The following is a 12,989-nucleotide window of genomic DNA, read 5'->3' as shown; positions in this document are numbered from 1 at the left end:
GACCCTCTGTGCACGAACCGGTCCGGGGGCGCCCTACCGCCGATAGAATCGGTCACCATGAGCCCCCTCGACAGCCCCGACGCACCCGGTGACGGCGGCGTCGCCACCCTTGATCGCGAGCTCGAAGAGCTTCTGCGCGAGGAGAACATCGAGCCCGGCGACCACGAGCGCTTCTCGCACTACGTCAAGAAGGACAAGATCCTCGAGTCGGCGCTCACGGGCAAGCCGGTACGCGCGCTGTGCGGCAAGAAGTGGACTCCCGGTCGCGACCCGGAGAAGTTCCCGGTGTGCCCCACGTGCAAGGAGATCTACGAGTCGCTCATGAGCTGACTCGTCCCGCTCACGCGTCGATGTAGACCGTGGGCAGAGCCGGGTCGGACCGGCTCAGTGCGAGCCCCGTGACGGGAAGCTCTTCGCGAACGATCGCGTGATGCTCCCTCGCGCGAGCGACGCCCTCGGCCCCCTCGAATGCGGGGTCGGGCTCACCGGCTTCGACGAGCGCCACCTGCAGGGCGCGCGCCTCGGGATGATCCGCCGCCGTCTGCATCTGCTCGAACCCGTCGGAGACGGCGATGAGCTCGCTCGTTGCGGTACCGCGGGACAGGGTGCGGAACGCGGCCTTGCGGCCACCCTTGGACCCCTTGTCGGTCGAGGTCTTGGCCACTGCGACCCAGCCTCCGGCGGCATCCTGGCGGGCGACCAGCTTGTAGACCATCCCGGCTGTGGGCGCGCCCGATCCGGTCACCACCGACGTCCCGACGCCGTAGGCGTCGACGGGGGATGCCGCGAGTGCAGCCAGGGCGAACTCGTCGAGATCGCTCGTGACCGTGATCCGCGTGCCGGTCGCGCCGAGCCCGTCCAGCTGCGCTCGTACCTCCGCAGCCACGGTGGGCAGGTCTCCGGAGTCGATGCGCACCCCGCCCAGGCCCGTGCCGGCGACGCGGATCGCGGTCTCGACGCCGCGGCGGATGTCGTAGGTGTCGATGAGCAGCGTCGTGTCGGTGCCGTGTGCCTGAATCTGGCTGCGGAACGCGTCCTCTTCGCTGTCGTGCAGCAGCGTCCACGCGTGAGCGGCGGTTCCCATCGTGGGAATGCCCCACTCCCGTCCCGCCTGCAGGTTGCTCGTGGCACCGAATCCGGCGATGTAGGCGGCACGAGCGGCCGCGACGGCGGAACGCTCCGCTGCGCGACGCGAGCCCATCTCGGCGAGCGGACGGTCCCCGGCGGCGATGCTCATGCGTGCGGCGGCGTTGGCCACCGCGGAGTCGTGATTGAGGATGCTGAGAGCCAGAGTCTCGAGCACGACCGCCTCCGCGAAGGTGCTCTCGACGGTGAGCACCGGTGATCCCGGAAAGTAGAGCTCGCCCTCGCGGTACCCGTGGATGCTCCCGGTGAAACGGTAGTTCTCGAGGTAGCGCAGCGTCTCGGCTCCGACGACGCGGTTGTCGCGGAGGTAGCGCAGCTCGTCGTCCCCGAACCGGAACGCCCGCAGCTCCTGCAAGAGCCGTCCGGTGCCCGCGACCACGCCGAAGCGGCGCGCTCCCGGCAGGCGCCGTCCGAACAGCTCGAACACGCAGCGGCGGGCGGCGGTTCCGTCTCGCAGGGCCGCGTCGATCATGGTCAGCTCGTAGCGATCGGTGAGCAGGGCGGACGACGGGGCCTCGGCGCGGGTCATGCCGTCACTCTAGCGACGGGGCTGGTGACGTCGCCGCCGGCACGGCGGCGGGTAGGGTGGAGAACCGTGAATGACGCACCGATCGGCATCTTCGACTCCGGTGTCGGTGGACTCACGGTCGCCCGCGCCGTCTCGCAGCTGCTGCCGCGGGAGTCGGTGCTGTACATCGGCGACACCGCGCATTCGCCGTACGGGCCGAAGCCGATCGCGGACGTCCGGCGCTACAGTCTCGAGGTGCTCGACACCCTCGTCGACCAGGGCGTGAAGATGCTCGTGATCGCGTGCAACACGGCATCCGCGGCGGTTCTCCGTGACGCGCGCGAGCGCTACGACGTGCCCGTCGTCGAGGTCATCGGGCCGGCGGTGCGGACGGCGATCTCCACCACTCGCAATCGCCGCGTGGGCGTGATCGGCACGGTCGGCACCATCGGATCGGGCGTCTACCAGGACATGCTCGGCGTCAACGAGGATCTGTCGGTGTTCACGCAGGCCTGTCCGCGGTTCGTCGAGTTCGTCGAGGCGGGTGTGACCGGGTCCGCCGAGGTCCTCGCCGTCGCCGAGGAGTACCTCGCGCCGCTGCGCCACGCCGGCGTGGACACTCTGGTGCTCGGCTGCACGCACTACCCCTTCCTGGAAGGCGCGATCAGCTACGTGATGGGGCCGGACGTCTCGCTGGTCTCGAGCGACTCCGAGACCGCCAAGGACGTCTACCGCCAGCTCGTCTCACGTGACCTGCTGGCCGGGCCGGATGCCGTGGCCACCCACGTCTACGAAGCGACCGGCGACTCCGCCGACGACTTCATTCGTCTCGCCGATCGGCTGATGGGCCGCGGCGTGTCCAGCGTGCGCCTGGTGCAGACCGGCGCCATCGACCTCCCGCACCCCTGGAAGGGGACCCCATGACCGACTCCACCACCCGCGCCGACGGCCGCACCCCCGATCAGCTGCGTCCCGTCACCATCGAACGCGGCTGGTCCGCGCACGCCGAAGGCTCGGCGCTGATCTCCTTCGGCGGCACCAAGGTGCTGTGCACGGCATCCTTCACGGGAGGGGTGCCGCGCTGGCTCACCGGCAAGGGCAAGGGCTGGGTGACCGCGGAGTACGCGATGCTCCCGCGCGCGACGAACTCACGCAACGACCGTGAGGCCGTCAAGGGCAAGATCGGCGGGCGTACCCACGAGATCTCCCGCCTGATCGGTCGCGCGCTGCGCGCCGTCGTCGACACCAAGGCTCTGGGCGAGAACACGATCGTCATCGACTGCGATGTCCTGCAGGCCGACGGGGGCACGCGCACCGCAGCGATCACCGGTGCCTACATCGCGCTGGCCGACGCGATCGAGTGGGGGCGTGCCAAGGGCTTCGTCGGCAAGAACGCGAAGGTGCTCCTCGACTCGGTCGCCGCGGTGTCGGTGGGCATCATCGACGGCGAGCCGATGCTCGACCTCGCCTACGTCGAAGACGTGCGTGCCGAGACGGACATGAACGTCGTGGTCACCGGCCGCGGCTTGTTCGTCGAAGTGCAGGGGACGGCCGAGGGCGCGCCCTTCGACAAGCGCGAACTCGACGCCCTGCTCGAACTGGGCGTGGCCGGCTGCGCCGACCTCCGCGACGCGCAGACCGCGGTGCTCGCGTCGTGACCGGCGTCCCGAACTCCTCCACGCCGACCGGTGGCTTCCGCCGGATCGTGCTGGCGACCCACAACCCGCACAAGGTGGAGGAGTTCGGGGCGATCGTCGCGCGCGTACGTCCCGACCTCGAGGTCATCGGCTATGACGGCCCCGAGCCCGTCGAGGACGGCGTGACGTTCGCGGCGAACGCGCTCATCAAGGCCCGCGCCGCCGCGGCGCACACCGGGCTGCCGGCGCTTGCGGACGACTCGGGTGTGTGCGTGGACGTGCTCGGCGGCGCCCCCGGCGTCTTCTCGGCGTACTGGGCCGGCCATCGCAAGGACGCGCGCGCCAATCTGGAGCTGCTGCTCGATCAGCTCTCCGACATCGCCGACCCGCATCGCACCGCGCAGTTCGTCTCGACGATCGCCCTGGTCGTTCCGGGGCCGGACGGCGTCGCCCGTGAGGACACGGTGGAAGGCGTGTGGCCGGGCAGGCTCGCGACCGCGCCGTCGGGCCGTGGCGGGTTCGGTTACGACCCGATCTTCCTGCCCGACGATCAGGACGGCCGCACGGCCGCCGACCTATCGGCGGAGGAGAAGAACGCGGCATCACACCGTGCTCGGGCGTTCGTGGCGCTGGCGCCGCTGCTGAGCACGCTGGAGCGATAACCGCTCTCATTCCCGACTAGGCGAAAGCTGCCGTGCGGAGGCTGTGCGCGCCCTAGCCTCGATCTATGCACGATCACGCACCGTCCGGAATCAGGCAGTCGAGCAACCGTCGTCTGCTGACGATCTCGCTCTGCCTCACCGCCACGGTCATGCTCGTGCAAGTCGTCGGCGCACTCTTCACGGGTTCGCTCGCCCTGCTCGCCGACGCCGCGCATATGTTCACGGACTCGTCGGCGCTCGTGATCGCCCTGATCGCCTCGACGGTGGCCGCACGTCCCGCGAACGACCGCAACACGTACGGATACCAGCGCGCGGAGGTCTTCGGGGCGCTCGTCAACGCGGCGATCCTGATCGCGCTGATGGTGTGGATCGCCGTCGAGGCCGTCCAGCGACTCGTCACCCCCGGCGAGGCTGAGGTCGCCGGTGGGCTCATGCTTCTCGTGGCGGCGGTGGGCCTGGGTGCCAACGCCGTCTCGATGTACCTGCTGAGCGCGGCGCAGAAGCGCAGCATCAACGTGCGCGGTGCCTACATCGAGGTGCTCGGCGACCTCATCGGGTCGGCGCTGGTCATCGTCGCCGCCGCGATCATCTGGACGACTGGGTGGATGCCGGCGGATGCGCTCGCCTCTCTGCTCATCGCGGTGATGATCCTGCCCCGCGCCGTCGGTCTGCTGCGCGAGGTGTTCTCGGTGCTGGGGGAGCGGGCGCCGAGGGGGACCGAGGTTGCGGAGATCCGCGACCACATCCTCGGAGAGGACGGCGTGGTCGACGTGCACGACGTGCACGTGTGGCAGCTCACCCGGGGAGCCCCGGTCTTCACCGCGCACGTGGTCGTCGCCGAGGGCGTGCTGGCCGGCGCATCCGGGGGCACGGGTGCGTTGCTGTCCCGTCTGCAGGGGTGCCTGTCGCGACACTTCGATGTGGAGCACTCGACCTTCCAGTTCGAACCCGCCGGTCACCGCGAGCACGAGGCGCACGTCTGACACGCGGACGTGCGTCTGATGACGCATCGGCGTTCGGATGTGTCACGATGCAGAGCATGGATGCCGCCACCCGCGAGGAGTTCGCGGCGCTGCGCCGACGCGCGTATGGGCCGAACGCTGACATCGCAGACGACCCGGTAGCGCTCGCTCGGCTTCGCGAGCTCGAGGAGCGCCACGACCGCGGTTCGACCCCCGCAACGGCGGCGCGGATGGCGGAGGCGGAGGTCCTGTTCGGACCTCGTGCGTCGCGACCGGAGAGCTCGGTGCCGCCGGCGGCACAGGCTCCGTCGGCCCTCGACATCGCCGTCAGCTCCGCTGAGCCGCAGCGGGCGGAGGCTCACGCCTGCGCGACGCCGACCCCTCCTCGGATCGGTCGTGCGCTGCTCATCGGGTGGGCCGCGTCGATCGTCGCGGTCGCGATCGTCGTGGGTGCGCTCGTCTTCGGACTGGCGTCACTGCGGCCGGTATCGGCAGTGACCGGTGCACGTCAGGTCGCCAGCCTCGACGAGCCGATCACCGATCTGCCGACCGGAGAGTCGATGTCGATTCTCACGCAGGCGACGACGGTCTATCGCTACCACGGACTCGTCATCGCCCTCTTCGACGATGGTGTTCTCGACGTCACGCAGGCGTGCATTCTTGTGGGCTCGGAGTGTTCGTCGTCGGGTGATGAAGGCATCCGGTTCACGATGGGCTGCGCGGCGGGCCCTTTCTCCGCGACTGCTAGCCGGGAAGTCGAGCTCGACAGTCCCGGTGAACTCAGGGCTGACTTCCCCGTCGGCACGGCGCTCCAGTTCGTGTGGGACGGCACCGCCGTCGCCGTGTTTGCGGCCGACCCGCCTGCGCCGACCAGCGCACCTGCGTGAGGATCACTCCTCGCGGCGGACGTCTGCCGGCTGCTTCTCGGCGCGGAGTCCTCGCCACCGCGCGTGGCGCAGCGTGCCGTTCGGAGTGAACTCCGCGTACTCGACCTCGCCGACGAGTTCCGGGCGCAGCCAGAGCGCGTCCGCCGCGTCTGAGGCGGGGACACCGATAAACGGGTTCGCCTCCGTGCGCAGCGGCTGCAGCTGCTGTTCGAGACGACCGAGCTCGCGCTCGCTGAACCCCGATCCCACGCGCCCGACATAGCGCAGGCCCTCGGCATCCGGGATGCCGAGCAGCAGCGAGCCGATGCCGTCGCGTCGTTCGCCTTTGCCGGGGCGGATGCCGCCGATCACGACCTCCTGCATGGCCGTCAGCTTGACCTTGAGCCACTCCTGCGAGCGTTCGCCGCGCCGATAGGGAGAGCGAGGGTCCTTGACGACGACGCCTTCCAACTGCAGGTCGGCGGCCGCCGTCAACGCATCGGCGATGTCATCGGTGACCGGGGGGACGACGAGCGGGGCAGCCGCATCGGCGGTGAGGGTGAGGAGCAGGTCGCGCCGCTCGCGGAGGGGATGGGCGGAGACATCGTCGTTGCCGACGCGCAGCAGATCGAAGACGAAGTAGTGAACGGGTGTCGCCTGGGCTTCGCGGGCGATCTCGTGCACGCCGGTCAGATGCATGCGCGACTGCAGCCGTGTGAAGCTCGGGCGGCCGTCGGCATCCAGAGCGACGATCTCTCCGTCGATGACGGCGGGCAGAGCGCCGAGCCCCAGGTCGGCGGCGGTGAGCTCGGGGTAGCGTTCCGTGATGTCGGTGCCGCTGCGGGCGCGCAGGTGCAGCCGCTCGCCATCCCACGTGCCGATCGCGCGGATGCCGTCCCACTTGAACTCGACCCAGGGCGCATCGCCCCAGCGCCGGGCGGCGGACGCGGCGAGCGCCGGTGTCGTCGACACGGCGAGCATCGGCGCGTCACTTCCGGCTAACGCGCGGGATGTGGCGCGGTGACCGGCGCGAGCGGCGCGCACGGGAGGCGTCGCGGCATCCTTCGTGCGGTGCAGGAGCCACTGCGACTTCTCACCGGTACCCGACGTGCGGATCAGGGCGAGACGAACCTGCCCGAGGGGGCCGCCGGTGCGCCCGCTGAGCGTCGCGATGACCTCGTCGTCGCGCCACTTCTCCACCGTGAACGTGCCGGAGTCCCAGACGGTCATGGTGCCGGCGCCGTACTCGCCGGCGGGGATCTCGCCGGCGAACGTGAGGTACTCGATCGGATGCGGTTCGGTCATCACCGCCATATGGTTGCGGTCGGGAGAATCGGGGATGCCGCGCGGCACCGCCCAGCTGACGAGCACCCCGTCGCGCTCGAGCCTGAGGTCCCAATGCAGCCGCGACGCGTGGTGCTCCTGAATCACGAACCGCCATGATTCTGCCGAGCCGCCATGATTCGGCGCGCCAGAACGTGGCGGCTCGGCGGATACATGGCGGCTCGACGGGAAGGGCTCGGGGGTGGCGGCGGGGGTGCGCTTGGCCATGTAGGGCGCGAGGGGGTCGGGTGCGCCGGATGCGAGGGCGGCGAGCAGGTCACCATCGGACGCGGCCCGCGCGAGCACCTCGTCGAGCAGCAGGTGACGCAGGTCGGGATCGTCGAGCTCGGCCCAGGTTCGAGGGGCGGCGACCGTGGGGTGCGCGCGTCCGCGGAGCGAATAGGGAGCGATCGTGGTCTTGGCGGCGTTGTTCTGGCTCCAGTCGACGAACACCTTTCCGGGGCGAGCCGCCTTGCTCATCGCGCTGACGACGAGGGCGGGGTCGTCGGCTTCCAGGGCGCGGGCCAGTTCGCGGGCAAACGCGGAGATCTCGTCGCTGGAGCGGTTGGCATCGAGCGGCGCGTACAGGTGGATGCCCTTGGACCCGCTCGTCACCGGCAACGGTTCCATGCCCATGTCCGACAGGATGCCGCGGGCCCGTCGGGCCACTTCCGCGCATTCGGCGAGCCCGACTCCGGGGCCCGGGTCGAGGTCGAGCACGAGGCGGTCGGGGCAGCCGCGTCCGCCATGGTCGAAGCGCCATTGCGGCGTGTGGAGTTCGAGGCTCGCGACCTGCGCGAGGTACACGAGCCCGGCGACGTCGGTGACCAGCGGGTAGTCCTTGGCGCCCCCCGAGTGGTCGATCGCGTGTCGCGGCATCCACTCGGGCGCGCCGGCTTCGAGGTCCTTCGCGAAGAAGGGCGGCTCGCCGGTGCCCTCCGGCCAGCGCAGCCGCGTCACCGGCCTGCCGGCCAGGTGCGGCAGCATCACGGGAGCGATTCGCGAGTAGTAGTCGATCACCTCGGCCTTGGTGGTGCCGGTGGCGGGATAGAGCACCTTGTCGAGGTTGCTCAGACGCAGGCGACGACCGCCCACGTCGACCACCTGCGCTGACTGTGCCATGGCGCCAGGCTAGCGTCCAGCCCCTGGCGTCGGCGGGCGGCAGCCGCTTGGATGGCCACATGAGAGCGATCTGGAAGGGCGCATTGACGTTCGGCCTCGTGAACGTGCCGGTGAAGGTCTACTCGGCAATCGAAGACCACGACGTCCCGCTGCATCAGGTGCATGCGGCCGACGGCGGCCGCATCCGGTATCAGCGCGTCTGCGAGCTGGACGGTGAGGTCGTGCCGTACGCCGACATCGACAAGGCCTACGACGACGGCGAGCGCACCGTGGTGCTCACGGCCGAAGACCTGGCCGCACTGCCGTCAGAGCGCAGTCGCGAGATCGAGGTGGTCGAATTCGTCCCGAGCGACCAGATCGATCTGCTGACCCTTGACCGTCCGTACTACCTCGAGCCCGACTCGTCGTCGCCGAAGGCGTATGTGCTGCTGCGCCAGACCCTGGAGCGGACCGATCGGACAGCCGTCGTCCGCTTCTCGCTGCGCCAGAAGACGAGACTGGCTGCTCTGAGGGTCCGCGGCGACGTGCTGGTTCTGCAGACCCTGTTGTGGGCCGACGAGGTGCGGCAAGCCTCATTCGCCGCCCTCGATGAGCCGGTCAAGATCTCCGACAAGGAGTTGGAGCTGTCGGCATCCCTCGTGGAGAGCTTCTCGGCCGACTTCGACCCCGGCCAGTTCGTCGACGAGTATCAGCAGGAGCTCCGCACCCTCATCGACGCCAAGCTCGAGAAGGGCGACGCGCTCGACACGTCCGAGACCTTCGGTGAGAAGGGCGAAAAGGATGCCGGCGGTGAGGTCATCGATCTGATGGCGGCCCTCAAGGCCAGCGTGGAGCGCAGCCGCGCGGCGCGGGCGGAGAAAGAGAAGGTGGCCTCGCCCAAGAAGGGCAAGGCCACCAAAGCGTCCTGAGTCAGACGGCGGGCGCGTCGTCCTCGAGCGGCTCGACGGTCTCGGGGGTGAGTCCGGCCGCCTTCTCCTTCTTCACGACGCGGCGCTCGGAGAAGTAGTGCCAGATCGTGACGAGGGCGGTGCCGCCGACGGCGGCGAGCAGGATGAGGTCGATGTAGTTCTCGACGAACGTGGCCACCGGCGGGATGAACCCGATGAGGTAACCGAACATCGTGAGGCCGAAGCCCCAGAGGACCGCGCCGATGAGGTTGTAGAGCGAGTACTTGCGCCACGGCATGTGGCCGACGCCCGCCGCGACGGGCGCGAAGGTGCGCACGATCGGAACGAAGCGGGCCAGGATGACCGTGAGGCCGCCGTAGCGCTCGAAGAACGCGTTGGTGCGCTCGACGTTCTTGCGGCTGAACAGACCCGATTCCTTGCGTTCGAACACGGCCGGTCCGCCCTTGTGACCGATGAAGTAGCCCACTTCGCCGCCGATGAACGCGGAGAGTCCGATCAGCAGCGCCACCCACCAGACGCTGATGCCGAAGATCCCGTGCGGCGTCGTCGCGGTGGCGTGCGACAGCAGGCCGGAGATGACGAGCAGCGTGTCGCCCGGAAGAAGGAACCCGATGAGCAGACCGGTCTCGGCGAAGACGATGAAGCACACCACCAGCAGAGCCCACGGGCCCGCGTTCTGGATGATGGCTGCGGGGTCGAGCCAGGGGATGAGGGCGAGAGCGTGCACAGACTTCCCGTCGGTAGATCGGCGGTGGAGGGGCCCGCTCCGAGAGGTGAGCGGTCGCGGTCAGTCTACCGGGGCTGTTCCCGAGTGATCGCGGTGAATCGGCTGATCAATCCAGGCGCGGATCGTTGAGCGGTCGCGGCTAGATTGCTAGCATGCTGTCATGCCCCTCGACCCCATAGCCGGTCGCGCCGACAAGGCGCAGTTCAACGTCTACTTGCCACGTGGGCTCATCACGCAGGTCAAACACCGGGCAATCGATGAAGGGCTGAGCCTCAGCAGCTTCGTCGAGCGGGTGCTACAGGCCTCTCTCGACACTCCATCCTCGACCCGTCAGAAGGAGGATCTCTCATGATCGTCACTCGTCCCGTGCAGTACACCTCCGACGTTGCCGGATACCGGCGCCTGTTCGCGGCGCTGGGGCTGGTCGCTCTCGTGGAGGAGGCGGACTGGTCGGTCTACGCAGCGGGAGACGGGCGCGTCGCGCTGCACCGCGTGGAGCCGGGTGACCCGCTGGACGGCCTCGCCGCGTTGGGTTTCGAGTCCGACGACCTGGATGCCGCGGCCAACGCCTTCGGTGATGCGGCCCGGCGCTTCGTCGCGGACAACGGCGCATCGGGCGTCGCGATCGCCGGCGAGCTCGAGCTCGTGGTGCTCGAGCTTGCCCCGGGGGAGCGGCACGGAACGCAGGGCTTGCGCGCGCTCGGCCTGTGGGTGAGTGCGCATGTGGATGCCGCGGCATCCGTGCTGGAGCGTCTGGGACTGCGCGCCGAGGTGCGCAGCGACAGCGGCCGGTGGGTGCAGCTCGTGGCGGATGCCGGGCTTGCGGCCGTGCACGACGGCGATGTACCTGCGGCGCAGGTGTCGTTCGAGTACGAGGGTGATGTGGACGAGCTGGCCGCGCGGGTGCGCGCGGAGGGAGTGGACGCGCACGTCGTGGATGAGTCGTATGGGCGGACGCTTCTGATCCCGCGACCGGACGGCGGCGAGCCGATCTGGATCAATGAACGCCAGAGCGACCTTTACGGCTACACCGCGCTCTGATCGGGCGTCGGTGCGCCCCTCCGTCCATGCTTCTGTGCGGAAGGTGGGACTTGAACCCACACGCCCGAAGGCACAGGAACCTAAATCCTGCGTGTCTGCCGATTTCACCACTCCCGCGCGGGAGTCAGTCTATCCGGCGGCGTCGGCCGTCTCGGGGGCGTGGGTGTCGGTGAGGGCCGCAGCGCGGGGGCGACCGCCGACGATCCAGTAGCCGAGTCCGACGACGATGCCGCCGCCGACGAGGTTGCCGAGCCCCACCCAGAGCATGTTGTTCGCGAACAGCCCCCAGGTGAAGTGGGGGTCGCCACTGAACAGGCCGATGCCGTAGGTGGTCATGTTCGCGACGACATGCTCGAAGCCCGAGCTGATGAAGGCGAGGATCGCGGCGAAGATCAGCAGGATCTTGGCGACGTCGGAGCGCACGCGCGCGCACATCCAGATCGCGAGGCACACGAGCACGTTGCAGAGGATGCCGCGGACGAACAGCTGCAGCGGACCCTCCTCCGCCTTGGCGGCGAGCATGTCGGCGATCATCTTGCCGGCGGGTGCGTTGGAATGCAGGACCCCCGACGCGACGATCAGTCCGGCGAAGACGAGGGCGCCGACGAGGTTGGCGACGAAGGTGGCTGCCATGGTGCCGATCGCGCGCCACCACCCGACCGCGCCCATCAGGGCGCCCTGGGGGAGGATCATCATCGCGCTGGTGAGAAGGTCGGCGCCGGCGAAGACGACGAGTGTCAGGGCGACGCCGAACACGAGGCCGGCGACGAGCTTGGCCAGGCCGTCACCGGCGGCGATGAGTGGTCCGGCGGTGGCGACCATCAGCACGACGCCGATGCCGATGTAGGCGCCGGCGAGCATGCCGGACACGGCGAAGCGGCTGGGGGAGCGCAGTCCGTCGGCCTTGTGGACCGCGGCATCGGCCTGCACCTGCAGGGTCTCGGGAATCGTGAGCACGACGGCAGTCTACGAAGAGTGGTCAGACCACATGGGGTGGTTGGGCTGTGGAAAATCGAGCACTGAGATGTGAACGGGTAGGTTCGCAGCGGGGCGTGCAGCGGCTCTCGCGCCGACAGCAGTGCGCCTTCGTCGTGTGTCGACCAGTGCAGAGAGGTGAGTATCGATGATGATGCAGGACAAGCAGGAGGGCCGGCCTGGCTGGTTCACCACTATTTCGCGGCCCGGCCCGCACCTCTTCGCCACAGCCCTCACCTTTGGAATGATCGTGATGGGCGTGGGGGTGAGCATCGCGGTTCCGGATGCCGCTGCCGCCGTCACCGTCGGCATCGCTATGCCTGCGTTGGCGTGGTGGTCATGGATGATGCGCGCTTCCCGGTCGAGCTAGGGCGTGTTGCTAAAGGCCTCGATTGGATCGATAGCTTGGCTGTATGCCTCGTGATTCGGTGACGGTGGCGGCGGACGTTGATGCGTCCGCCGAGGTTGTCTGGCGATTCCTGACGGCTGGACGAGGTGCATGGTGGCCTGAGATGCACTTCGAGGCGGCCGTTGGCTCGCCGCTCGTCGAGACCTGGGTCGAGGAAGGCCGTCAGGTATGCGCGACGGGGAGCGTCACGCGTTGTGACGAGCCGCATGTGCTCGGATTCAGTTGGACCGAACAGGGCTGGGAGCACCCTCTCGACGTCGTGATCGAGCTGGTAGCGCACGGGCAGGCAACCTCGGTCACCCTCACCGAGTCAGGATTCTGCCGTGCTCGAACTCCGCACTCGTTGCCTGCGGAACACGCAGAGGGGTGGCGATACCACTTGGCGCGATTGAAGCGGATGAGCGAGGGTGAAGCAGTCGACTTCGATGCCTAGAGAACGCCGGTGGTGAGCCGGTGGAGTGTCGCGGCGAGGCAGAGGCCGGCGTGGTAGTCGCGGGCGGTCTTGTCTGAGCGCATCGCGATCCCGCGCCACTGCGGGAGCTTGTTGAAGCACCGCTCAACGACGTTGCTGCCGCGGCAGAGAGCTGTCGCCGGACAGGCGTCGGGCTGTGGATATCTCTCACCGGCGGTGCGTCGACGATGCCACGATGCCGGGGTGAGCCCCTCCACGTACACGCCCGACGCGCCGCTCGTGTCGGCGGGG

At 69.1% G+C, this 12,989-nt stretch carries 15 protein-coding genes, 1 tRNA gene and 1 pseudogene; 11 read left to right on the top strand and 6 right to left on the bottom strand.

The annotated features are described in order from the left end of the window. Positions 1 to 57: 57 nt before the first annotated feature. Positions 58 to 330, top strand: a complete 273-nt coding sequence (locus BGN98_RS07710) for a DUF3039 domain-containing protein (RefSeq protein ID WP_005055043.1) — start codon at positions 58 to 60, stop codon at positions 328 to 330. Positions 331 to 340: 10 nt separating this feature from the next. Here BGN98_RS07710 and BGN98_RS07705 read toward each other — a convergent pair whose 3' ends face one another. Then, positions 341 to 1,675, bottom strand: a complete 1,335-nt coding sequence (locus BGN98_RS07705; protein WP_016464751.1) for a nicotinate phosphoribosyltransferase — start codon at positions 1,673 to 1,675, stop codon at positions 341 to 343. Between the two features lie 66 nt (positions 1,676 to 1,741). On the opposite strand from BGN98_RS07705, the gene murI reads away from it, so the two are divergent. The 5 genes from murI (at position 1,742) to BGN98_RS07680 (ending at position 5,802) form a co-directional block, all read left to right on the top strand. Next, positions 1,742 to 2,578, top strand: a complete 837-nt coding sequence (gene murI, locus BGN98_RS07700; RefSeq protein WP_005055048.1) for a glutamate racemase — start codon at positions 1,742 to 1,744, stop codon at positions 2,576 to 2,578. After that, positions 2,575 to 3,312 (top strand): ribonuclease PH, encoded by a 738-nt coding sequence (gene rph / locus BGN98_RS07695; RefSeq protein WP_005055050.1) that lies wholly within the window; start codon positions 2,575 to 2,577, stop codon positions 3,310 to 3,312. The genes murI and rph overlap by 4 nt, the downstream gene beginning before the upstream one ends. Beyond that, positions 3,309 to 3,953, top strand: coding sequence for an RdgB/HAM1 family non-canonical purine NTP pyrophosphatase (gene rdgB, locus BGN98_RS07690; RefSeq protein ID WP_061681174.1), 645 nt, complete (start codon positions 3,309 to 3,311; stop codon positions 3,951 to 3,953). The genes rph and rdgB overlap by 4 nt, the downstream gene beginning before the upstream one ends. Before the next feature lie 65 nt (positions 3,954 to 4,018). Continuing rightward, a complete protein-coding gene (locus tag BGN98_RS07685; RefSeq protein WP_061681176.1) occupies positions 4,019 to 4,936 on the top strand; it encodes a cation diffusion facilitator family transporter in 918 nt (305 codons plus the stop codon). 56 nt (positions 4,937 to 4,992) lie between these two features. Beyond that, positions 4,993 to 5,802 carry a spermidine/putrescine ABC transporter permease gene (locus BGN98_RS07680; protein ID WP_288120622.1) on the top strand — a complete coding sequence of 270 codons (810 nt, stop codon included), beginning with the start codon at positions 4,993 to 4,995 and terminating at the stop codon, positions 5,800 to 5,802. A gap of 3 nt (positions 5,803 to 5,805) precedes the next feature. Here the strand turns inward: BGN98_RS07680 and BGN98_RS07675 are convergent, their stop codons facing one another. Beyond that, positions 5,806 to 8,226: an ATP-dependent DNA ligase gene (locus tag BGN98_RS07675; protein WP_061683632.1), complete on the bottom strand. Its 2,421-nt coding sequence runs from the start codon at positions 8,224 to 8,226 to the stop codon at positions 5,806 to 5,808. Between the two features lie 59 nt (positions 8,227 to 8,285). On the opposite strand from BGN98_RS07675, the gene ku reads away from it, so the two are divergent. After that, the gene (gene ku / locus BGN98_RS07670; protein WP_005055061.1) at positions 8,286 to 9,134 is read left to right on the top strand and encodes a non-homologous end joining protein Ku; all 849 of its coding nucleotides are present in this window, start codon (positions 8,286 to 8,288) and stop codon (positions 9,132 to 9,134) included. Position 9,135: 1 nt separating this feature from the next. Here ku and BGN98_RS07665 read toward each other — a convergent pair whose 3' ends face one another. Continuing rightward, a complete protein-coding gene (locus BGN98_RS07665) occupies positions 9,136 to 9,861 on the bottom strand; it encodes a DedA family protein (protein WP_005055062.1) in 726 nt (241 codons plus the stop codon). A 160-nt stretch (positions 9,862 to 10,021) separates the two neighbouring features. Here BGN98_RS07665 and BGN98_RS07660 point away from each other — a divergent pair, with 160 nt between their 5' ends. Both BGN98_RS07660 and BGN98_RS07655 read left to right on the top strand, forming a co-directional pair. Further along, a complete protein-coding gene (locus BGN98_RS07660) occupies positions 10,022 to 10,213 on the top strand; it encodes an Arc family DNA-binding protein (protein ID WP_061683633.1) in 192 nt (63 codons plus the stop codon). Next, on the top strand, positions 10,210 to 10,902 hold the full coding sequence (locus BGN98_RS07655) for a hypothetical protein (protein WP_135949071.1): 693 nt from the start codon (positions 10,210 to 10,212) through the stop codon (positions 10,900 to 10,902). Before BGN98_RS07660 ends, BGN98_RS07655 begins: the two co-directional genes overlap by 4 nt. A gap of 35 nt (positions 10,903 to 10,937) precedes the next feature. On the opposite strand, the gene BGN98_RS07650 is transcribed toward BGN98_RS07655, so the two are convergent. Both BGN98_RS07650 and BGN98_RS07645 read right to left on the bottom strand, forming a co-directional pair. Continuing rightward, positions 10,938 to 11,019, bottom strand: a tRNA-Leu gene (locus BGN98_RS07650). Between the two features lie 12 nt (positions 11,020 to 11,031). Next, on the bottom strand, positions 11,032 to 11,859 hold the full coding sequence (locus BGN98_RS07645; RefSeq protein WP_005055068.1) for a formate/nitrite transporter family protein: 828 nt from the start codon (positions 11,857 to 11,859) through the stop codon (positions 11,032 to 11,034). Positions 11,860 to 12,025: 166 nt separating this feature from the next. Between BGN98_RS07645 and BGN98_RS07640 the strand changes: the two genes are divergently transcribed. Then, positions 12,026 to 12,247 (top strand): hypothetical protein, encoded by a 222-nt coding sequence (locus tag BGN98_RS07640; RefSeq protein ID WP_005055070.1) that lies wholly within the window; start codon positions 12,026 to 12,028, stop codon positions 12,245 to 12,247. A 43-nt stretch (positions 12,248 to 12,290) separates the two neighbouring features. Further along, complete coding sequence (locus BGN98_RS07635) at positions 12,291 to 12,719, top strand: SRPBCC family protein (protein ID WP_288120616.1); 429 nt, start codon at positions 12,291 to 12,293, stop codon at positions 12,717 to 12,719. Here the strand turns inward: BGN98_RS07635 and BGN98_RS07630 are convergent. Then, a pseudogene (locus BGN98_RS07630) lies at positions 12,716 to 12,989 on the bottom strand (hypothetical protein); the annotation flags it as partial. The gene BGN98_RS07635 and the pseudogene BGN98_RS07630 overlap by 4 nt on opposite strands.

It is taken from the genome of Microbacterium sp. 69-7 (assembly GCF_001897985.1).
Classification (GTDB): Bacteria; Actinomycetota; Actinomycetes; order Actinomycetales; family Microbacteriaceae; genus Microbacterium; species Microbacterium laevaniformans.
Note: the sequence above shows the minus strand (reverse complement) of the source record. Positions and strands in the feature narration are given on the sequence as shown.

Excerpts from the sequence above, each read along its gene's own strand:
- BGN98_RS07710 (WP_005055043.1), top strand. The coding sequence starts at position 58 with ATGAGCCCCCTCGACAGCCCCGACGCACCCGGTGACGGCGGCGTCGCC.
- BGN98_RS07705 (WP_016464751.1), bottom strand. The coding sequence starts at position 1,675 with ATGACCCGCGCCGAGGCCCCGTCGTCCGCCCTGCTCACCGATCGCTAC.
- rph (WP_005055050.1), top strand. The coding sequence starts at position 2,575 with ATGACCGACTCCACCACCCGCGCCGACGGCCGCACCCCCGATCAGCTG.
- BGN98_RS07685 (WP_061681176.1), top strand. The coding sequence starts at position 4,019 with ATGCACGATCACGCACCGTCCGGAATCAGGCAGTCGAGCAACCGTCGT.
- BGN98_RS07680 (WP_288120622.1), top strand. The coding sequence starts at position 4,993 with ATGGATGCCGCCACCCGCGAGGAGTTCGCGGCGCTGCGCCGACGCGCG.
- BGN98_RS07675 (WP_061683632.1), bottom strand. The coding sequence starts at position 8,226 with ATGGCACAGTCAGCGCAGGTGGTCGACGTGGGCGGTCGTCGCCTGCGT.
- ku (WP_005055061.1), top strand. The coding sequence starts at position 8,286 with ATGAGAGCGATCTGGAAGGGCGCATTGACGTTCGGCCTCGTGAACGTG.
- BGN98_RS07660 (WP_061683633.1), top strand. The coding sequence starts at position 10,022 with ATGCCCCTCGACCCCATAGCCGGTCGCGCCGACAAGGCGCAGTTCAAC.
- BGN98_RS07655 (WP_135949071.1), top strand. The coding sequence starts at position 10,210 with ATGATCGTCACTCGTCCCGTGCAGTACACCTCCGACGTTGCCGGATAC.
- BGN98_RS07640 (WP_005055070.1), top strand. The coding sequence starts at position 12,026 with ATGATGATGCAGGACAAGCAGGAGGGCCGGCCTGGCTGGTTCACCACT.
- BGN98_RS07635 (WP_288120616.1), top strand. The coding sequence starts at position 12,291 with ATGCCTCGTGATTCGGTGACGGTGGCGGCGGACGTTGATGCGTCCGCC.